The organism is Azonexus sp. R2A61, assembly GCF_021401135.1.
GTDB lineage: Bacteria > Pseudomonadota > Gammaproteobacteria > Burkholderiales > Rhodocyclaceae > Azonexus.
Genome location: NZ_JACBFO010000007.1, coordinates 78,025 through 97,238 on the forward strand (window position 1 = coordinate 78,025; position 19,214 = coordinate 97,238).

The following is a 19,214-nucleotide window of genomic DNA, read 5'->3' on the forward strand; positions in this document are numbered from 1 at the left end:
GAATATCGTCAGGTTTTTCGGCGCACTGCCTCGAACAGGCAGACCGCCGCCGCCGCAGAGACGTTGAGCGATTCGACGGCGCCCGACATGGGAATCCTGACCTTAAGATCGGCCAGGTCGATCAGCTCGCGGCGAACACCCTGGCCTTCGGCGCCGAACACCCAGGCCAGCGGCGTAGACCACACCGCGTCGTAAAGCGACACGGCGCCGTCGAGACAGGTGACGGCGACCGTTCCGGCGTAATTCTGGACGAAGGCTGGCAGGTCGACGTCTTCATGAACGTCCAGCACGAAATGCGCGCCCTGCCCGGCGCGCAGGACCCGCGGCGACCAGGCCGAGGCGCAGCCCGGCCCAAGCAGCGCCTGACGCACGCCGGCCGCCGCTGCAGTGCGCAGCAAGGTGCCAACGTTTCCCGGATCCTGGACCCCATCGAGCAAAATGCTGTCGATCCGGCCGTCGACCGCAAGTGGCGACGATGGCGTGGTCACCACCGCCAGCACGCCGCTCGGCGTATCGACCAGGCCCAGTTCACGCATCAACGGGTCGGTCAGCACGATGCCGTGGCGACCGGCAAGGTAATCGGCGATTTCGCCGCCCTTGATTGCCGATTCGCTGACCACCGGCGTGTCGACCAAACCGCGGGCCGCTTCCCAGGCTTTCAGCAGATGCAGGCCGTCGAGCACGGTCTGTCCGGCCTTGCGCCGCTCGCGCCCGGAGCTGGCCAGTTTTTTCAACTGTTTGTAGAAGGGATTGTCGCGCGACTGGATCGGCTTCATAGCAACGACAACTGGCGGGCGACCGGGCCGAAGCTGCGTCGATGCACCGGCGACGCTCCATGCGCTTCCAGCGCCGCCAGATGAGCGGGCGTCGGATAGCCCATATGCTCGGCGAAACCGTACTGCGGATAATGTTCGTGCAGCGCCAGCATGCCGGCATCGCGCGCGGTCTTGGCCAGAATCGAGGCGGCGGCGATCGAGGCAATCTTGCCATCGCCCTTGACCACGGCTTCGACCGGTAGGTCGAGATCCGGGCAGCGATTGCCGTCGACCAGCGCCGAGGTGGGCCGAACGGCCAGCCCGGCCACGGCGCGCTGCATCGCCAGCATGGTCGCCCAGAGGATGTTCAGGCGGTCGATTTCCTCGATGTTCGCCTCGGCGACACACCACGCCAGCGCACGTTCGCGGATCAGGACGGCCAAGGCTTCGCGTTTTTTTTCTGAGAGCTTTTTCGAGTCGTTCAGACCGTCGACCGGACGCGTCGGATCCAGGATCACCGCGGCGGCAACGACCGGCCCGGCCAGCGGCCCGCGCCCGGCTTCATCGATGCCGCAGACCAAACCGTCGGGAACGATCAGCGCAGGCATTCGACGACCGCCTGTGCCGCCTTGTCGGCATTGCCCTGGCGCAGGTTCATGTGCAGTTCGGTGAATGCTTCCTCGATGGCCTTGGCGCCTTCCTTGTCCTGGTAAAGCGCGACCAGCGCCTCGGCCAGTTTCTCCGGCGTTGCGTCGTCCTGCAGCAACTCCGGCACGACAAAGCGGCCGCACAGGATATTCGGCAAACCGACGTAAGGCAGGTAGCCCATGCGCTTCATCAGCCACGCCGACAGTCTGGCGATCTTGTAGGTAATGACCATCGGACGCTTGACCAGCGCGGTTTCCAACGTCGACGTACCACTCTTGACCAGGGCCACGTCGCAGGCGCCAAGCGCATCCTGGGCGTGCCCGAACAGCAGCCGGAACGGAATGTCGGCAGCCTGCTGCCGATAGATCGCCATTTCGAACTGCAGACGCGTCTCGCGCGTGGTCAGCGGCACGACAAAATGGGCGTCGGGAAGATGCCGTTCACGGATCAGGCGCGCCGTCTGCACGAACAGATCGGCCATCAGTGCCAGTTCGCCTTGCCGGCTGCCCGGCAGCATGGCGATGATCGGCAGATCGCGTGGCAACGACAGCTTCTCGCGCACCGCCTTGCGTTCGGTATGCAGCGGAATGCTGTCGGCCAGCGGATGGCCGACGTAGCTCACCGGAATACGGGCCTTTTCGTAGATCGGCGGTTCCATCGGAAACAGCGCCAGCACGCGGTCGACCGCACGCGCGATCTTCTTGATCCGGCCGCCGCGCCAGGCCCAGATCGAGGGACTGACATAATGCACGGTGCGAATGCCCTCGTGCTTGAGGTCGCGTTCGAGGCCGAGATTGAAATCCGGCGCATCGACGCCGATGAAGATATCCGGGCGCATTTCCAGCAGACGCCGTTTCAACTGGCGCCGGATGGCGTAAATCTCGCGGAAGTTCTTCAAGGCGTCGGCGTAGCCCATGACGGACAGCTTGTCCATCGGCCACCAGGCATCGAAGCCCTGCCCCGACATCTTGGGACCGCCGATGCCGTAAAAGGCAGCATCGGGGAAACGCTGTCGCAAAGCCGCGATCAACTGGCTGGCCAGCAGATCGCCGGAGGCTTCGCCAGCCACCAGGGCAATACGAAGCGGCGTGACCATCAGCGGATGATGCCGCGCTTCGATACGTCCAGAAAGTCGAGCATCGTCCGGATTTCGGGTACCGTCTCCGCCTGCTCGGTCAGCTTCGCCTTGGCTTCTTCAAGCATCAGCCCGGACTTGTACAGCGTACGATAGGCCCGCTTCAGGCCCTGAATGGTGTCGCTGGAGAAGCCGCGACGCTTCAGGCCTTCCACATGGATGCCATAGGGCTGCGCGGTATTGCCGGCCGCCATCAGGAACGGCGGGACATCCTGCAATACCAGCGACGAGGCCGCGGTGATCACATGTGCGCCGATCCGGCAGAACTGGTGGACCCCGGTGAACCCGCCGAAAATCACCCAGTCATCGACGATCACGTGTCCGGCCAGCGAAGCGCCGTTGGCGAAAATCGTCTTGTTGCCGACACGGCAGTCGTGGGCGATATGGACATAGGCCATCAGCCAGTTGTCGTCGCCGATGCTGGTCACGCCCTCGTCCTGGATGGTTCCCAGGTTGAAGGTGCAGAATTCGCGGATCGTGTTCCGGTCGCCAATCTCCAGACGGGTCGGCTCGCCTGCGTATTTCTTGTCCTGCGGTACCTCGCCCAGCGAGCAGAACTGGAAAATCTTGTTGTCGCGACCGATCCGGGTATGGCCGTTGATGACCACATGCGGGCCGATTTCCGTGTTATCGCCGATTTCGACGTTCGGGCCAACGATCGTATACGGCCCGATGCTGACATTGGCACCGATCTTCGCACCGGGATCGACGATGGCGGTGGGATGAATCATCTCAGACATCCTTCTTGGCGCAGATCAACTGGGCTTCGGCCGCCAGTTCACCATCGACGCGTGCTTCCGCCTTGAGCTTGAGCACGTTGCGCATCCAGCGCTCGATTTCGACGTGCAGGTGCAACTGGTCGCCCGGCATGACCTGACGCTTGAAGCGCGCGCCGTCGATACCGGCGAACATGAATAACGAATCCTGGGTCGGTTTTTCGCCGGCCGTCTTGAATGCCAGAATGCCGGCCGCCTGGGCCAGAGCCTCCATGATCAGTACGCCCGGCATCACCGGATGGTGCGGAAAGTGACCGGTGAAATGCGGTTCGTTGAAACTGACGTTCTTGTAGGCGTGAATGCGTTTGCCCAGTTCCATCGAGACGACCCGATCCACCAGCAGGAAGGGGTAACGGTGCGGGAGATGCTCCATGATCTCCTTGATTTCCATAGAATCAAGAGTTTGCGTCATTTTCTTTCAGTTTTTTCTCAAGTTCAGAAACCCGTTCGGCGAGATGGGAAAGGCGGCGGATGTGCGCCGCATTCCTGATCCACTCGTCGTGCTCGTCCAGCGGAAACACGCTGGTGTAATGCCCTGCCTTCCTGATGCTCTTCATGACCAGCGACCCGCCCGAGATCATCGTCCCGGCGGCCAGCGTAACATGGCCGGCAATCATCCCGGCACCGCCAACCACGCAGTGCTCCCCAAGTTCGACACTGCCGGCGATCCCGACACAACCGGCCAGGACGCTGTGATCGCCGATCCGACAGTTATGCGCAATCTGGACCAGATTGTCGATCTTGCAACCCTGACCGATCACCGTATCTTCGATTGCGCCACGGTCGACCGTCGTATTCGCACCAATTTCGACGTCATCGCCAATGACGACGGCGCCAACCTGCGGAATCTTGATCCATGCCTTGCCCTCCGGTGCGAAACCGAAGCCGTCAGCCCCGATCACGCTCCCCGAGTGAATGACGACCCGCTTGCCCAGCCGGCAGCCATGGTAGATCGTCACATTCGGATGAATCACACTGCCTTCGCCGATCTCCACCCCATCACCGATCACGGCACCCGCATGAATGACGACCCTGTCGCCCAGGCGGACATTCCGCCCGACAACGGCGTGCGGGCCGATCGCCACGCTGTCCGGCACGGCGGAATCAACGACCGCAGTAGCGTGCATGCCGGTAAAACCGGCTTCATCCGGGTAAAGCAATGCCGCAACGCGTGCGTAATAGACATAGGGATTGGCGGTGACAATACGCGGCCCGGCGAAGGCATCCGCTGCGTCCGGGGACAGGATGACTGCCGCAGCGCCGGTCGCCTGCAGTTGGCCCTTGTACTTCCGGTTGGCAAGAAAGCCAATATCGCCCTCTCCGGCCGTGGCCAGCGTGGCGATGCGACGGATTAGCGTTTCGCCGTCTCCAAGCACATCGCCGCCCAGGCGGGCGGCGATCTGTGCGAGCGAGAATGCCTGCTGCCCGGATACAGCCATCACTTGGCTTCGGACAGCGCCTTGATGACGCGTTCGGTAATGTCGAGGCGCGGGCTGACCCAGACGACGTCCTGCAGGATGAGGTCGTACTTGTCGCTTTCGGCAATCTGCTTGATGGCACGATTGGCCTTCTCGATGACGGCGGCATTTTCCTCGTTCTGGCGCAGGTTCAGGTCTTCACGGAATTCCCGTTGCCGGCGCTGGAATTCGCGCGACAATTCGCCGAACTCCTTTTCCTTCGAGCGACGCTCGTTTTCCGACATGGTCACGGCATTCTTTTCCAGATTTTCCTGCAGGCCCTGCAACTGCTTGGCCATGCGCTGCAGGTCCTGATCGCGCTTGGAAAACTCGCTTTCCAGCTTCTTGGCTGCCTTCTGGGCAGCCGGCGCATCGCGGAAGATACGCTGGGTATTCACATAGCCCACCTTCAGTTCGGCGGCCTGCACGGCCGACAGGCTCAGTGCGGACAACAAGGAAACGAGAACGAGCGATTTAACTTTCAAGGCGATACTCCTGATTAAAAGACGGTACCCAACTGGAACTGGAAGGACTCTGTCTTGTCGGTTTCCTTCTTGTTGAGCGGGAAGCCGATACTGAACTTGAGCGGACCGACCGGCGACAACCAGGCGGCAGAAATACCCGTCGAATACCTCAACTGCCCAAGATCCAGGGTTTCGCCGGACGCGTATACCTGCCCGGCATCAAAGAACAAGCCAATACGGGCTGCACTTTCCATTCCAGGCATGCCCCACAGCAACTCAGTGTTGGCAACGATACGTCTGTTACCGCCAACCCGGTACTCCGTACCAGTCACGGGATCCGGCTCAACTCGGCCAAGGCTGGATGTCTTGTAGCCACGAACCGAGGTGATGCCACCGGCAAAATAGTTTTTGAAGAACGGCAAATCCATATTGCCAATACCATTGCCGTAACCAACTTCACCGTTAAGCATCAAGGTGAACCGCTTGCTCAGCGGAATGTAATGCTGAAGCTGGTAATTTGCCTTGTAGTAAGTCAGGTCGCCACCGGGAATAGCCACCTCGATGCCGGCTTTCTGATAGGTGCCGCGGGTCGGGAAGAAATAGCTGTCCTTGCCGTCACTGACCCAGTTCACCGTGACCGGCAGTGAAAGATTGGTTTCGCCATAATCGCGAACATAGTTCTGATAGCGTGTCGGACTGGTCTGGTCGACAGAAATCGAGGTCGAGTCCACCGCCAGGCCTACGCTGATCGATTCTTTCTCGCCAATCGGAAAGCCCAGGCGGATACCGGCACCCGTAGACACGGACTTGTAGTAAGCGACCGCCAGATTCTGCGTATTGACGGTCCGCTGGTAGATGTCGAAGCCCTGGCTGACGCCGTCCGGTGTGAAGTACGGATTGGTGTAGGAAAAGGCGTAGGTCCGGTAACTTTTCGCCGAATTGACCTGGATCGAGACGTTATTGCCGCTTCCCAGGAAATTATTCTGGGAAATAGAACCTGACAGGATGAACTTGTCGGTACTGGAGGTACCGACACCAAGCATCAAATTGCCCGTCGGCTTTTCGACGACATTCAGATTGACATCGAGTTGATCCGACGTGCCAGGGACAGGCGGCGTCTCCACCGTGACTTCGCTGAAGAAGCCAAGGCGGTCAATACGCTGGCGCGAATTAGCGACCTTGTCGGCATCGTACCAACCGCCTTCCATCTGACGGATTTCGCGTCGAACGACCTCGTCCCGCGTTTTCGTGTTGCCGGTAACATTGACCCGCCGGACGTAAACCCGCTTGCCTGGATCAACGAACACGGTAAAAGCCACCAGATGCTTTTCCTTGTCGATTTCCGGTGCTGCATTGACGTTGGCGAAGGCGTAGCCTTCCTGCCCGAGGCGGTCGCTGATCGCCTTGGTGGAAGCGTTGAGGCGCTCGCGGGAAAAGACGTCGCCGGCACGTACCTGAACCAGCTTCTTCAGTTCGCTTTCCGGAATGTTGAAATCGCCGGCCAACTTGACTGACGAAACCTTGTAACGCTCACCCTCGGTAATGCCGACCGTGATGTACACGTCACGCTTGTCCGGAGAAATGGATACCTGGGTCGATTCGACATTGAACTCCAGATAACCCTGATCCAGATAGAAGGACTTGAGCTTTTCCAGATCACCGGAGAGCTTCTGGCGGGAATACTGATCGTTCTTCGTGTACCAGGTCAGCAAGCCGGGCGTCGTCAACTCGAAGCGCGACAACAATTCCTTTTCGGAAAAGGCCTTCGCGCCGACGATGTTGATCTGCTTGATTTTGGCGGCGTCGCCTTCCTCAATATTGAAATTGATGCCAACCCGGTTGCGCTCAAGCGGCGTGACGGTTGTCGTGATCGTTGCCGAATATTTACCGCGCGACAGATACTGCCGTTTCAGTTCCTGCTCGGCCTTGTCGAGCAGCGAACGGTCGAAGATGCGGCCTTCGGCGATGCCGGTTTCCTTGAGCGCCTTGAGGATGACGTCCTTGTCGAATTCTTTCAGGCCAACGAAATTCAGATTGGCGATTGCCGGCCGTTCCTGGACGACGACAACCATCACATCCTTTTCGACCTCGATCCGGACATCCTTGAAGAAACCGGTCGCAAACAGCGATTTGATGGACTGCGCCGCCTTGTCGTCGTTGAGGGTATCGCCGACCTTGACCGGCAGATAGCTGAACACCGTACCGGCTTCGGTACGCTGGATACCCTCGACGCGGATGTCCTTGACGGTAAACGGCTCGAACGCCATCACCGGCAGCGAAAACAGCCCGGTAATCAGGACGGACAACAAGGATTTCTTCATCGTTCAGCCGCCGAAAAGGCGATTCAAGTCATTAAAAAATGCAAAAGCCATCAGCACGAACAAGATGGACAGGCCGACCTGCTGGGCGACCGCCAAAGCCCGCTCTGAGAGCGGCTTGCGCCTGACGACTTCGATCATATGATACATCAAATGCCCGCCATCCAGCACCGGGATGGGAAGCAGGTTCAAGACCCCGAGACTGATGCTGACCAGCGCCATGAACTTGATGTAGTAGTCGATCCCCATGCGGGCCGACTGACCGGCGTAATCGGCAATCGTCACCGGACCGGAAAGGTTCTTCCAGGAAACTTCGCCAACCAGCATCTTGCCTAGCATGACCAGGCTGAAAACCGATTTGTCCCAGGTTTCGCGAAATGCCCTGACGCCCGCTTCAAAAAAGCTGTAACGAACGACGGTGCTGAATTCGCGACGGGGCATCTCCGACTCGGCCAGCGCAATACCGATACGACCGATACGCTGCCCGCGCTCGGAAATCGCATCGGGAACAACGTCGACCGCAAGACGCTGTCCAGCGCGATCGACGACCAGGGTCAGCGGGCGTTCCGCTGCCTGTCGAATGCCAAGCACCGCCTCGTGCCACCAGGCGACCGGCTTGCCATCGACTTCGACGATACGGTCTCCGCTCTGCAGGCCCGCCCGCGCGGCAGGGCCATCCGGCTCGACTTTTCCGATTTGCGCCGGCAACTGCGGACGATAGAAGCGCACCCCGAGCCGCTCCAGACCATCGCCCTCCCAACCCTCTTCAGCGACGGCATCGAGAAGCAGACGTCGCGCGGCCGGCTCGCCATTCTCGCCGACGATCTGCAGCTCGACGGCATCCCGGGATGCCGCCTTCTTCAGCAACAACCAACGAAAATCTTCCCAGGTCCGCACCGGCTCGCCATCGAGCGCACGCACCTGGTCGCCGTTGCGCAAACCGGCCATGGCCGCCGGGGACTGTGCCGGCGGGTCGCCGACGATGGGCAGCAGTTCGCTGCCGCCAACCATGAAGATGGCCCAGTAAAGGACGATAGCCAGCACAAAGTTGGCCAATGGCCCGGCAGCGACGATCAGGCTGCGCTTGCCGACGGACTGCCGGTTGAAGGCGCGGTATCGCTCCTCGACGGGCACTTCGCCCTCCTGCTCATCGAGCATCTTGACGTAACCGCCAAGCGGGAAGGCGCTGAGCGCCCATTCCGTGCCGTCGCGCCCCAGGCGTTTCTGCCAGACCACCGGTCCGAAACCGATCGAGAAGCGCAACACCTTGACGCCGCACCAACGCGCGGCCAGATAATGCCCGAACTCGTGAACAACGATCAGAACACCGAGGACGACGGCAAAAGCCGCCAGATAGAACGGCAGCTCGCTCACGCGAAAGCCGCCTCCGCAACCAGTTGCTCCGCCAGTCGACGAGCCGCTGCGTCCGCATCGACCACCTCGCCGAGCGAACTTTCCGGCAAGGCCGGCATGGCGCCGAGCACGGCTTCGTTGAGCCGGGCAATCCCCAGAAACGGCAGGCGTTCGGCCAGGAAGGCCGCAACCGCCACTTCGTTTGCCGCATTCAGGATGGCCGGCGCGGTTCCGCCTGCAGCGATGGCGTCATAGGCCAACTGCAGACAACGGAAACGCTCGAAGTCCGGTGCCTGAAAATCCAGGCGGCCGATCCTGAACAGGTCCAGCGCCTCGACGCCGGCGGCGATCCGCTCGGGCCAGGCCATGGCATAGGCGATCGGCGTGCGCATATCGGGATTGCCGAGTTGGGCGAGCACCGATCCGTCGCTGTATTGCACGGCAGAATGAACCACGCTCTGCGGATGAACGACCACCTGGATCAATTCGGGCGGTGCGTCAAACAACCAGCAGGCCTCGATCACCTCCAGCCCCTTGTTCATCATGGTCGCCGAATCGACCGAAATCTTGCGTCCCATGCTCCAGTTCGGATGGGCACAGGCCTGTGCCGGCGTTACCGACTGTAAATCGGCCAGCGAGGCATTGCGGAACGGACCACCGGAAGCGGTCAGCAGGATGCGTTGCACGCCGGCGGCCGTCAGCCCTCTGGAAAAATCGGCGGGCAAGGCCTGGAAAATCGCATTATGTTCGCTGTCAACCGGAAGCAATACGGCGCCATGGGCGCGTACTGCGCGCATGAAAAGTTCGCCAGCCATCACCAGCACTTCCTTGTTGGCGAGCAGGATACGCCGGCCGGACTCGGCCGCCGCCAAGGTCGGCGCCAGACCCGCGGCCCCGACGATCGCCGCCATCACCATGTCGGCTTCAGGCAGCGTTGCGGCGGCGACCAGCGCGGCTTCGCCATGCAGGACCTCGGTCTTGCTCCCCTGCTCACGCAACAGCCGGTTTGCCTCGGCCGCCGACCCGGCATCGCCGAGTACTGCCAGCAAGGGTGAAAACTCGAGGCAATCGGCGACCAGCCGCTCGATCTGGCGATGCGCCGTCAACGCGACAACCCGGTAACGATCCGGATGACGACGCACGACATCCAGCGTGGACTGCCCAATCGATCCGGAAGCACCCAGAATGGTGATGCCCTGGCGCCGGCTCATGCCAGCCACCCGAGCAGCAGCGCCAGCATCGGCAAAGCCGCCGTATGGCTGTCGATCCGGTCGAGCACCCCGCCGTGCCCGGGCAGTAGCTGACTGCTGTCCTTCAGCCCGACCTGGCGCTTGAGCATCGACTCGAACAGATCGCCCATGATCGACACCAGGGTCAGCAAAGGCATGACGACCATGAGAATGAGGATTCGCCCAGCATCGACACCGACCAATGCGATCTGGGATGAGACCGCCAGCACGGTGACCGTGGCCATGGCACCCCAGGCCCCTTCCCAGGTCTTGCCCGGGCTGATGTTGGGCGCCAGCTTGCGACGGCCAAAGGCGCGCCCGAAGAAATAAGCGGCGATATCGGCCAGCGCAACGAGCAGCAAGGCAGCGAATAGCCAGCCGGGCGAGTTTTCCCGCAAGGCAATCAAGGCATACCAGGTCGGCAAGAGGACGATCAACCCGACCGGCAGCATTCGCCAGGCGGACAGGCCCTGCCAGCGGTTACGCAGCCAGAACGGCACCAGACAGAGCCAGAATGCCGCGGAGAGCAACATCGAAAACAGACCGGCATCCGCCAGTTGACCGGGCGTCAGCCCCAGTATCGCAACCAGCAGCAGCAAGGCAACCAGCACGCCGAAGCCCCACTGGCCGACAACCGGAAAAGCAGCCAGCCGGGCGAATTCCCACGCGGCAACGGCGGTGATGGCAGCCGTCAGCAGCATCCAGGCTCGGGGATCGAGCAGGAAAATGGCGGGAATCAACAGTGCCGCGATGACCAGCGCGGTGATCACGCGCGTTCTAAGCATTCGGGGTGTCCGATAACTGCTCGCTGGTCCGTCCGAACCGGCGTTCGCGCTGCTGGTAGGAGGCAATGGCCTTGTCGAACTCGGTCGCGTTGAAATCCGGCCACAGCGTCGGCGTGAAATAAAACTCGGTATAAGCCAGTTGCCAGAGCAGGAAGTTGCTGATGCGCTCTTCGCCACCGGTGCGGATGAAGAGGTCCGGCTCGGGCGCGAAATGCATCGACAGACGGCTTTCAAGATCGGCTTCGGACCACCCGCCGGCCTGATCGGCTTTTTCCGTCGCCAGGCGGTTGACCGCCTGCATGATGTCCCAGCGACCGCCGTAGTTGGCGGCAATCGTCAGCTCGAGGGCGGTATTGCCGGCGGTCTGCGCTTCCGCCTGGCGGATCAGTTGCTGCAGCGGTTCGTCGAAACGCGCGAGATCGCCGATCACGCGCAACCGGACGCCGTTGCGATCGAGTTTTTCGACTTCCTGCTGCAGGGCCTTGACGAACAACTGCATCAGCAGGCTGACCTCTTCCTGCGGTCGACGCCAGTTTTCCGAGGAAAAGGCGAACAAGGTCAGGTAACGGATGCCGCGCTCCAGGCAGCTGCGCACCATCTCGCGAACCAGTTCGACGCCCTTGACGTGACCGGCCACCCGCGGCAGGAAGCGCTTCTTGGCCCAGCGCCCGTTGCCATCCATGATCACGGCGACGTGACGAGGCACCTCCGCCACAGACGGGACATCCCGCGTCGAACTCGAAAAGAGGGCCATTCAGGCGTTCTGCTGCGCCGGGGTCAGATCTGCATCAGCTCGGCCTCTTTGGCGGCGAGCATCTTGTCGACTTCGGCGACGTACTTGTCGGTCAGCTTCTGGATATCGTCCTGCGCCTTGCGCTCGGCATCCTCGGGGATCTCCCCCTTCTTCAGGGCATCCTTCAGGTGATTGTTGGCATCGCGACGAAGATTGCGGATCGCCACCTTGGCCCCCTCGCCTTCATTCTTGACGACCTTGATCATTTCCTTGCGCCGCTCTTCGGTCAGCGCCGGCATCGGCACGCGGATCAGGTCACCCTGGGTGGCCGGATTGAGGCCGAGATCGGAATCGCGAATGGCTTTCTCGACCTTCTGGACCATGTTCTTTTCCCAGGCCTGGACGCCCAGCGTACGGGCATCGACCAGGGTGATGTTGGCAACCTGATTTACCGGCACCGGCGAGCCGTAATAATCGACCATCACATGATCGAGCAGGCCGGTATGCGCGCGGCCGGTACGGACTTTCAGCAGGTCGTTCTTCAGGGCTTCCAAAGACTTCTGCATCTTGCCTTCGGCGCTCTTCTTGGTTTCGGCAATCATTTGTCTCTCCTCAGCAATAGACCAGCGTCCCCTCGTCCTCACCGCAGACCACGCGCTTCAGCGCGCCGGACTTGAAGATCGAGAAAACGTTGATCGGCAGTTTCTGATCGCGGCACAGCGCAAAAGCCGTCGCGTCCATGACCGCGAGATTCTTCGAGATCGCTTCGTTGAAGCTGATCTTGTCGTAGCGGGTTGCGGCGGGATCCTTTTTCGGATCGGCGGTATAGATACCGTCAACCTTGGTCGCCTTCAGCACGATCTCCGCGCCGATTTCCGAACCGCGCAGGGCTGCAGCGGTATCGGTGGTGAAGAAGGGGTTGCCGGTACCGGCACCGAAAATCACGATCTTGCCTTCTTCAAGGTAGCGGATGGCCTTGCCGCGGATGTACGGCTCGATCACCTGCTCGATATTCAGGGCCGACTGCACACGGGCATTCAGACCGCATTGACGCATTGCGTCGGATAGCGCCATGGCGTTCATCACCGTGGCCAGCATGCCCATGTAATCCGCAGTGGCGCGATCCATCCCGGTAGCCGTACCGGCCATGCCGCGGAAGATGTTGCCACCGCCGATCACGACGCCGATTTCCACACCCAGGTCGGCGACCGCCTTGATCTCCGCACAGATTCCCGCGATCACCTGCGGGTTGATCCCGTAGGCATCGCTGCCCATCAGGGCCTCGCCGGAGAGTTTGAGGAGGATGCGCTTGTACTTGGGTGCGGTCATCGGCTTTCCTTTCCAGGAATGTTTTTTATTTCTTGGCAGCAGCAGCGGCAGCCTGGGCGGCGACTTCGGCGGCGAAATCGTCAACCTTCTTTTCGATGCCTTCGCCGACGATGTACAGCGTGAAACCGGCAACGGAAGCGCCCTTGGCCTTCAGCAACTGCTCGATCGTCTGCTTGCCGTCTTCGGCCTTGACGAAAACCTGGCCGAGCAAGGTGACGTCCTTCAGGTACTTCTGCACGGTACCTTCGGCGATCTTTTCCAGCATCGCTTCCGGCTTGCCGGCTTCACGGGCCTTTTCAATGGCAACGCGGCGCTCGGTATCCAGCAGTTCAGCGGAAACGCCCGAGGCATCCAGCGACTTCGGCTTGGAAGCAGCGATATGCATCGCCAGATCCTTGCCCAGTTGCTCGTCGCCACCGACGACATCGACCAGAACGCCAACCTTGGCGCCACCGTGGATGTAGGAAACCAGCTTGCCTTGCGCGGCGCAACGGACGAAGCGACGGATCGTCATGTTCTCGCCGATCTTGCCAACCAGCGCCGAGCGGGTCGACTCGACCGTACCCTCGCCCATCGGCAGTTCGGACAACGCAGCGACATCAGCCGGGTTCTTGTCGGCGACCAGTGCGGCACAGCCGTTGGCCAGCGCGATGAATTCGTCGTTCTTGGCGACGAAGTCGGTTTCCGAATTGACTTCGATGATCGCGCCGGTCTTGCCGTCGGCTGAAATGCTGATCGCGACGATGCCTTCAGCGGCAACGCGGGCAGCGGCCTTGGAAGCCTTGTTGCCCAGCTTGACGCGAAGGATTTCCTCGGCCTTGGCCATGTCGCCGTCGGCTTCGGTCAGCGCCTTCTTGCATTCCATCATCGGGGCGTCGGTCTTGCCACGCAGTTCCGCCACCATGCTTGCGGTGATTGCCGCCATGTTCTTTCTCCTGAGCTTTTGAGACGGGCGGGAGCCTGAACTCCCGCCGTTACAACTAGATGATTACTCGGCTGCTTCTTCGACTTCGACGAATTCGTCGTCGCCGCCGGCAGCGACGATGTCGGCGACAACCTGGCTGCGACCTTCGAGGATCGCATCGGCCACACCGCGGGCGTACAGCTGGATGGCGCGCGAAGAGTCGTCGTTACCCGGAATGACGTAATCGACGCCGTCCGGAGAGTGGTTGGTATCGACCACGCCGATGACCGGAATACCCAGCTTCTGGGCTTCGGTGATGGCAATCTTGTGGTAGCCGACGTCGATGACGAAGATGGCGTCCGGCAGACCAGCCATGTCCTTGATGCCGCCGATCGACTTCTGCAGCTTTTCCAGTTCGCGACGGAAGGTCAGGGCTTCCTTCTTGGACATCTTTTCCAGGTCGCCGGCTTCGACGGCCAGTTCCATGTCCTTGAGACGCTTGATCGAGGTCTTGACCGTCTTGAAGTTGGTCAGCATGCCGCCCAGCCAGCGCTGGTCAACATACGGAGCACCGGCGCGCGCGGCTTCTTCGGCGAGGATTTCGCGAGCCTGGCGCTTGGTGCCGACAAACAGGATGTTGCCGCGATTGGCGGCCAGCTTCTTCACGAAAGCCATGGCTTCGTTGTACTTGGCCAGGGTCTTTTCGAGGTTGACGATGTGAATCTTGTTGCGGGCACCGAAGATGTACGGGGCCATCTTGGGGGACCAGAAACGGGTCTGGTGGCCGAAGTGGACACCGGCTTCCAGCATTTCGCGCATGGTAACGGACATTGCATAACTCCTATTAAGGGTTGAACCGCCATCCGCCGCCAACGTCCGACGCCTATTGCGACGAACACCCTTAATCGGCGGATGTGAGGATTTGACCGCCCGCAACACGCGGACAGCCGTTTTTTCCAGCCGGACAGGCCGGGAAAAACCTGCGGATTATAGCAGAATGGCCGATGAATAGAAGTCTCCGACGTATTTCCCGGGATCCCGCGGGGAACCCCGGAAGCCCCACGCGGACAAAGACCTGGCGAGGCAGACGAACCCGACGGTCTTTGCGTCGCCCCACCCCTTTCCTTTATCCTTGCTGCTTTGAAATCTCCCGAATCCCCATGAGCATCACGATCAAGACGGCCGAAGACGTTGCCAAAATGCGCATCGCCTGCCGGCTCGCTGCCGAAGTCCTCGACTACATCGAACCCTATGTCAAGGCCGGCGTCACCACCGAAGAGATCGACCGGCTCTGCCACGACTACATGGTCGATGTGCAGGGCTGCATCCCGGCACCGCTGAACTACGCGCCGTCGGGCTACGACCCTTATCCGAAATCGATCTGCACCTCGATCAACCAGCAGGTCTGCCATGGCGTGCCTAGCGACCGGGTGCTGAAGAACGGGGACATCATCAACCTCGACATCACGACGATCAAGGACGGCTACCACGGCGACACCAGCCGCATGTTCATCGTCGGCGAGGGCTCGATCCAGGCCAGGCGGCTGTGCGAGATCACTTTCGAATGCATGTGGCTGGGCATTTCGGTCGTTCGTCCGGGTGGCCATCTCGGCGATATCGGCGCGATCATCCAGAAGCATGCTGAGAAGAACGGCTATTCGGTGGTCCGCGAATTCTGCGGTCACGGTATCGGCAAGAAATTCCACGAAGACCCGCAGGTCCTGCACTACGGCAAGACCGGTACCGGTGTCCGTCTCGAGCCCGGCATGATCTTCACGATCGAGCCGATGATCAACGCCGGCAAGGCGGCGATCCGCGAGATGCCCGACGGCTGGACGATCGTCACCAAGGATCGCAGCCTGTCCGCGCAATGGGAACACACGGTGCTGGTCACCGAAACCGGTTACGAGGTACTGACGGTCTCCGACGGCAGCCGCCCGAAGCCCGACTGGATCACGCCGTGAGTGTCGATGTCGCGGCACTGCGGGCCGAGGTCAAGGCACGCCAGCTTGCCTTGCGCGAAGCCTACGAACGCGACGGCGACGCCCCTGCCCTGCTGCGCCAGCGCAGCGCCGATGTCGACGACATCCTGTGCCGCCTGTGGTCGGCGCTCGATTTCCCGACCTCGATCACGCTGGCCGCCGTCGGCGGCTACGGGCGCGGCGAACTCTACCCGGCGTCCGACATCGATCTGCTGATCCTGTTGCCGCAAGCCGCCAGCGCTGCAACCGAAGCCAAACTCGAACGCTTGGTCGGGCATTTCTGGGACATCGGTCTGGAAATCGGCCACAGCGTGCGCACCATCAGCGAATGCCTGAACGAAGCTGCCGCCGACATCACGGTGCAGACGGCGTTGCTGGAGGCCCGGCTGCTGACCGGCAGCGACAAGCTGTTCGCCACTTTCCGTCGGCGCCTGTTCGGCAACCTCGATCCGCTTACCTTCTACGAAGCCAAGCGCCTGGAGCAGCAGGAACGCTACCTGCGTTTCAACGAAACCCCTTACAGCCTGGAACCGAATTTCAAGGAAGCGCCCGGCGGCCTGCGCGACATCCAGGTCATTTTCTGGATCGCCAAGGCCGCCGGTTACGGTTCGACCTGGGAAGCGCTGGAAACCAGCGGCATCATGAGCCAGGAAGGCGTGACCTTCGGCAAGCAGTTCGAGCGCTACCTGCAGCACCTGCGCATCCGCCTGCATTTTCAGGTCGGCCGGCGCGAGGATCGCCTGCTCTTCGACTACCAGACCCTGCTGGCGCAGCGCTACGGGTTCACCGGCTGCGACGGAAAACGTCCGTCGGAGCAGTTGATGCAGGAGTACTACCTGAACGCCAAGGGCGTGACGCTGCTCAACACCATCGTGCTGCAGAACATGGGGGCAGCGCTGGCCCCCGAGGCCGAACAGGTGCCGCAACCGCTGGACGAGCATTTCCAGATGATCGGCAGCCTGCTCGACATCCGTGACGAACAGCTGTTCGAGCACCACCCGTCGCTGGTCTTCGATGCCTTCCTGATCATGCAGGAAAGTCACGAACTGCAAGGGATGACGGCGCGCACGCTGCGTGCACTGTGGATCGCCGCCGACACGATGACCCAGTCGTTCCGCGACGATCCGGCCAACCGCGCGATGTTCCTGCGCCTGCTGCAGAGCGAGCGCGGCATCGTTCACGAATGCCGGCGGATGAACCAGCTCGGCATCCTCGGCGCCTACCTGCCCGCCTTCGGCCGCATCGTCGGCCAGATGCAGCACGACCTTTTCCACGTCTATACGGTCGACCAGCACATCCTTCAGGTTTTGCGCAACCTGCGCCGCTTCACGATGAGCGAATTCGCCCACGAGTACCCGCTGTGCTCGCGCATCATCAACGAATTCGGCGACCCCTGGCTGCTCTACGTCGCATCGCTGTTCCACGACATCGCCAAGGGGCGCGGCGGCGACCATTCCGAACTGGGTACGGTCGACGCCCGGGAATTCTGCGAAAACCACGGGTTGACCGCAGCCGACACCGAACTGATCGTCTGGCTGGTCAAAAACCACCTGACGATGTCGCAGGTTGCCCAGAAGGAAGACCTCACCGACCCGCAGGTCATCGGCAAATTCGCCGCCCTGGTCGGCGACGTCCGCCACCTGCAGGCGCTCTACCTGCTGACTCATGCCGACATCCGCGGCACCAGCCCCAAGGTCTGGAACCAGTGGAAAGGCAAGCTGCTGGCCGACCTCTACTTCCAGACGCTGCATTTCCTCAGCCAGGACGAAGCCCCGCAGGCGCACGGCATCATCGCCGAACGGCAGGCCGAGGCGATGCGCCTGCTGCGCTTCTTCGCGCTGTCGGATACCGTTCACGAACGCCTGTGGAAGCAGCTCGACACGGTCTATTTCCTGCGCCATTCGGCCGAGGAAATCGCCTGGCACACACGTTCGCTGCACTACCGCATCTTCAACAACCAGCCGGTCGTCCGCGCCCGCTTGTGGCAGGAAGGCGTCGGCCTGCAGGTGATGGTCTACACGCAGGACCAGCCCGACCTGTTTGCCCGTATCGTCGGCTTCTTTGCCCGCGCCGGCTACAGCATCGTCGATGCCAAGATCCACACCACGGCGCACGGCTACGCGCTCGACAGCTTCGTGCTGCTCGACATCGAAAACCGCGACAACGCACGCGACATGCTGCCCTTCATCGAGCATGAACTGGAGGAACGGCTGATCCGCCAGTCGCCGCCGGAAGCCCCGTCGTCCGGCCGCCTGTCGCGGCAGGTGAAGCATTTCCCGATCAAGCCGGAAGTCAGCATCCGGGGCGACGAAAAGGGCGCTCATTTCATCCTGACCCTGACCGCCGCCGACCGTCCCGGGATGCTCTACACGGTCGCCAACACGCTGACCCAGCACGGTGCCAACCTGCATACCGCCAAGATCACCACGCTGGGCGAGCGGGCCGAGGACGTCTTCCTGATCAGCGGCGGCGACCTGCGCGACACCGCCAATCGCATCCGGCTCGAAACCGAGCTGATGGAGCGTCTGAAGATCTGATGCTGCGGCCTGCCGCCGAAACGGCGGGCCGCACGGTCAGACCGACAAGCCGAGCGGCTGGCAGGCCTGCGGGCAGCCGACCACCGTTTCGATGATCGCCCGCACGCGGCCCATCGACTCCTGCAGCACCGTTTCCAGACTGGCGAACTGGATGCCGTGCAGGCTGCTGCCCCGCCCGGCCGCATGGTTGGCGACCAGGCTGATCGCCGCATAGGGAATGTTCAGTTCGCGCGCCAGCACCGCTTCCGGCATGCCGGTCATGCCGACGATGTCGGCCCCGTCGCGCGCCAGCCGGTTGATCTCGGCGGCCGTTTCCAGCCGCGGCCCCTGCGTTGCCGCGTAGACGGCATTTTCCTTGATGTCGATCGACAACTGCCGGGCCGCTTCGAGGATGCGGGCGCGCAGCGCGCCATCGTAGGGCTCGGTGAAATCGACGTGGGTTACCGGCTTGCCGGGACCTTCGAAAAAGGTCGACGGGCGGCCCCAGGTGTAATCGATGATCTGGTCCGGCACCACCAGCACGCCGGGTCCCAGGTCGGCACGGATGCCGCCGACCGAAGCCACCGAAATGATGCCGCTGACGCCGTGTTGATGCAGCGCCCACAGGTTGGCGCGGTAATTGACCATGTGCGGCGCGATGGTGTGACCGTAGCCATGCCTGGGCAGGAAAACCGCCGGCTGATCGCAGATGCGGCCGAAGACCAGCGCGCCGGAAGGTTCGCCAAAGGGGGTGCGCACCACTTCGCGGTGCGAGACGTCGAGATTGGACAGCGTGGTCAGTCCGCTGCCGCCGATGATGGCCAGCATGT

Annotated in this window: 19 protein-coding genes; 2 read left to right on the plus strand and 17 right to left on the minus strand. The window is 61.7% G+C overall.

Features of this window, described 5'->3' with window-relative positions; all coding sequences use genetic code 11:
* Positions 1-8: 8 nt before the first annotated feature.
* The 16 genes from L0962_RS17675 to rpsB form a co-directional block, all read right to left on the minus strand.
* Positions 9-776 (minus strand): RNA methyltransferase, encoded by a 768-nt coding sequence (locus L0962_RS17675; protein WP_234087871.1) that lies wholly within the window; start codon positions 774-776, stop codon positions 9-11.
* Entirely contained in the window at positions 773-1,363 is a 591-nt protein-coding gene (rnhB, locus tag L0962_RS17680; RefSeq protein ID WP_234087872.1) for a ribonuclease HII, read from the minus strand. Before rnhB ends, L0962_RS17675 begins: the two co-directional genes overlap by 4 nt.
* Complete coding sequence (gene lpxB / locus L0962_RS17685) at positions 1,351-2,499, minus strand: lipid-A-disaccharide synthase (RefSeq protein ID WP_234087873.1); 1,149 nt, start codon at positions 2,497-2,499, stop codon at positions 1,351-1,353. Before lpxB ends, rnhB begins: the two co-directional genes overlap by 13 nt.
* The gene (gene lpxA, locus L0962_RS17690; protein WP_367398039.1) at positions 2,499-3,278 is read right to left on the minus strand and encodes an acyl-ACP--UDP-N-acetylglucosamine O-acyltransferase; all 780 of its coding nucleotides are present in this window, start codon (positions 3,276-3,278) and stop codon (positions 2,499-2,501) included. The genes lpxB and lpxA overlap by 1 nt, the downstream gene beginning before the upstream one ends.
* Positions 3,271-3,705, minus strand: coding sequence for a 3-hydroxyacyl-ACP dehydratase FabZ (fabZ, locus tag L0962_RS17695; RefSeq protein WP_234087875.1), 435 nt, complete (start codon positions 3,703-3,705; stop codon positions 3,271-3,273). Before fabZ ends, lpxA begins: the two co-directional genes overlap by 8 nt.
* A 4-nt stretch (positions 3,706-3,709) precedes the next feature.
* Entirely contained in the window at positions 3,710-4,753 is a 1,044-nt protein-coding gene (gene lpxD / locus L0962_RS17700) for a UDP-3-O-(3-hydroxymyristoyl)glucosamine N-acyltransferase (protein WP_234087876.1), read from the minus strand.
* On the minus strand, positions 4,753-5,256 hold the full coding sequence (locus L0962_RS17705; protein WP_234087877.1) for an OmpH family outer membrane protein: 504 nt from the start codon (positions 5,254-5,256) through the stop codon (positions 4,753-4,755). Before L0962_RS17705 ends, lpxD begins: the two co-directional genes overlap by 1 nt.
* Before the next feature lie 14 nt (positions 5,257-5,270).
* Entirely contained in the window at positions 5,271-7,556 is a 2,286-nt protein-coding gene (bamA, locus tag L0962_RS17710; RefSeq protein WP_234087878.1) for an outer membrane protein assembly factor BamA, read from the minus strand.
* Between the two features lie 3 nt (positions 7,557-7,559).
* Entirely contained in the window at positions 7,560-8,927 is a 1,368-nt protein-coding gene (gene rseP, locus L0962_RS17715; protein WP_234087879.1) for an RIP metalloprotease RseP, read from the minus strand.
* A complete protein-coding gene (gene ispC, locus L0962_RS17720) occupies positions 8,924-10,117 on the minus strand; it encodes a 1-deoxy-D-xylulose-5-phosphate reductoisomerase (protein WP_234087880.1) in 1,194 nt (397 codons plus the stop codon). The genes rseP and ispC overlap by 4 nt, the downstream gene beginning before the upstream one ends.
* On the minus strand, positions 10,114-10,920 hold the full coding sequence (locus tag L0962_RS17725; protein WP_234087881.1) for a phosphatidate cytidylyltransferase: 807 nt from the start codon (positions 10,918-10,920) through the stop codon (positions 10,114-10,116). Before L0962_RS17725 ends, ispC begins: the two co-directional genes overlap by 4 nt.
* Positions 10,913-11,674: a polyprenyl diphosphate synthase gene (gene uppS / locus L0962_RS17730; RefSeq protein WP_234087882.1), complete on the minus strand. Its 762-nt coding sequence runs from the start codon at positions 11,672-11,674 to the stop codon at positions 10,913-10,915. The genes L0962_RS17725 and uppS overlap by 8 nt, the downstream gene beginning before the upstream one ends.
* Before the next feature lie 23 nt (positions 11,675-11,697).
* Positions 11,698-12,255, minus strand: coding sequence for a ribosome recycling factor (gene frr / locus L0962_RS17735; RefSeq protein ID WP_234087883.1), 558 nt, complete (start codon positions 12,253-12,255; stop codon positions 11,698-11,700).
* 10 nt (positions 12,256-12,265) lie between these two features.
* Positions 12,266-12,982, minus strand: coding sequence for a UMP kinase (gene pyrH, locus L0962_RS17740; protein ID WP_234087884.1), 717 nt, complete (start codon positions 12,980-12,982; stop codon positions 12,266-12,268).
* A gap of 25 nt (positions 12,983-13,007) precedes the next feature.
* On the minus strand, positions 13,008-13,907 hold the full coding sequence (tsf, locus tag L0962_RS17745; RefSeq protein ID WP_234087885.1) for a translation elongation factor Ts: 900 nt from the start codon (positions 13,905-13,907) through the stop codon (positions 13,008-13,010).
* Positions 13,908-13,970: 63 nt separating this feature from the next.
* Entirely contained in the window at positions 13,971-14,717 is a 747-nt protein-coding gene (rpsB, locus tag L0962_RS17750) for a 30S ribosomal protein S2 (RefSeq protein WP_234087886.1), read from the minus strand.
* Positions 14,718-15,046: 329 nt separating this feature from the next.
* On the opposite strand from rpsB, the gene map reads away from it, so the two are divergent.
* Together map and L0962_RS17760 are read left to right on the plus strand one after the other, a co-directional pair.
* Positions 15,047-15,850: a type I methionyl aminopeptidase gene (map, locus tag L0962_RS17755; RefSeq protein ID WP_234087887.1), complete on the plus strand. Its 804-nt coding sequence runs from the start codon at positions 15,047-15,049 to the stop codon at positions 15,848-15,850.
* Positions 15,847-18,405 carry a [protein-PII] uridylyltransferase gene (locus L0962_RS17760; protein ID WP_234087888.1) on the plus strand — a complete coding sequence of 853 codons (2,559 nt, stop codon included), beginning with the start codon at positions 15,847-15,849 and terminating at the stop codon, positions 18,403-18,405. The genes map and L0962_RS17760 overlap by 4 nt, the downstream gene beginning before the upstream one ends.
* Positions 18,406-18,441: 36 nt before the next feature.
* On the opposite strand, the gene L0962_RS17765 is transcribed toward L0962_RS17760, so the two are convergent.
* Positions 18,442-19,212 carry an S-methyl-5'-thioinosine phosphorylase gene (locus L0962_RS17765; RefSeq protein ID WP_234087889.1) on the minus strand — a complete coding sequence of 257 codons (771 nt, stop codon included), beginning with the start codon at positions 19,210-19,212 and terminating at the stop codon, positions 18,442-18,444.
* Positions 19,213-19,214: the final 2 nt, after the last annotated feature.

Bases quoted from the DNA above. Each gene is read 5' to 3' on its own strand.
- L0962_RS17675 (WP_234087871.1), bottom strand. From the start codon at position 776: ATGAAGCCGATCCAGTCGCGCGACAATCCCTTCTACAAACAGTTGAAA.
- rnhB (WP_234087872.1), bottom strand. From the start codon at position 1,363: ATGCCTGCGCTGATCGTTCCCGACGGTTTGGTCTGCGGCATCGATGAA.
- lpxB (WP_234087873.1), bottom strand. From the start codon at position 2,499: ATGGTCACGCCGCTTCGTATTGCCCTGGTGGCTGGCGAAGCCTCCGGC.
- lpxA (WP_367398039.1), bottom strand. From the start codon at position 3,278: ATGTCTGAGATGATTCATCCCACCGCCATCGTCGATCCCGGTGCGAAG.
- fabZ (WP_234087875.1), bottom strand. From the start codon at position 3,705: ATGGAAATCAAGGAGATCATGGAGCATCTCCCGCACCGTTACCCCTTC.
- lpxD (WP_234087876.1), bottom strand. From the start codon at position 4,753: ATGGCTGTATCCGGGCAGCAGGCATTCTCGCTCGCACAGATCGCCGCC.
- bamA (WP_234087878.1), bottom strand. From the start codon at position 7,556: ATGAAGAAATCCTTGTTGTCCGTCCTGATTACCGGGCTGTTTTCGCTG.
- ispC (WP_234087880.1), bottom strand. From the start codon at position 10,117: ATGAGCCGGCGCCAGGGCATCACCATTCTGGGTGCTTCCGGATCGATT.
- L0962_RS17725 (WP_234087881.1), bottom strand. From the start codon at position 10,920: ATGCTTAGAACGCGCGTGATCACCGCGCTGGTCATCGCGGCACTGTTG.
- uppS (WP_234087882.1), bottom strand. From the start codon at position 11,674: ATGGCCCTCTTTTCGAGTTCGACGCGGGATGTCCCGTCTGTGGCGGAG.
- frr (WP_234087883.1), bottom strand. From the start codon at position 12,255: ATGATTGCCGAAACCAAGAAGAGCGCCGAAGGCAAGATGCAGAAGTCT.
- pyrH (WP_234087884.1), bottom strand. From the start codon at position 12,982: ATGACCGCACCCAAGTACAAGCGCATCCTCCTCAAACTCTCCGGCGAG.
- tsf (WP_234087885.1), bottom strand. From the start codon at position 13,907: ATGGCGGCAATCACCGCAAGCATGGTGGCGGAACTGCGTGGCAAGACC.
- rpsB (WP_234087886.1), bottom strand. From the start codon at position 14,717: ATGTCCGTTACCATGCGCGAAATGCTGGAAGCCGGTGTCCACTTCGGC.
- map (WP_234087887.1), top strand. From the start codon at position 15,047: ATGAGCATCACGATCAAGACGGCCGAAGACGTTGCCAAAATGCGCATC.
- L0962_RS17765 (WP_234087889.1), bottom strand. From the start codon at position 19,212: ATGCTGGCCATCATCGGCGGCAGCGGACTGACCACGCTGTCCAATCTC.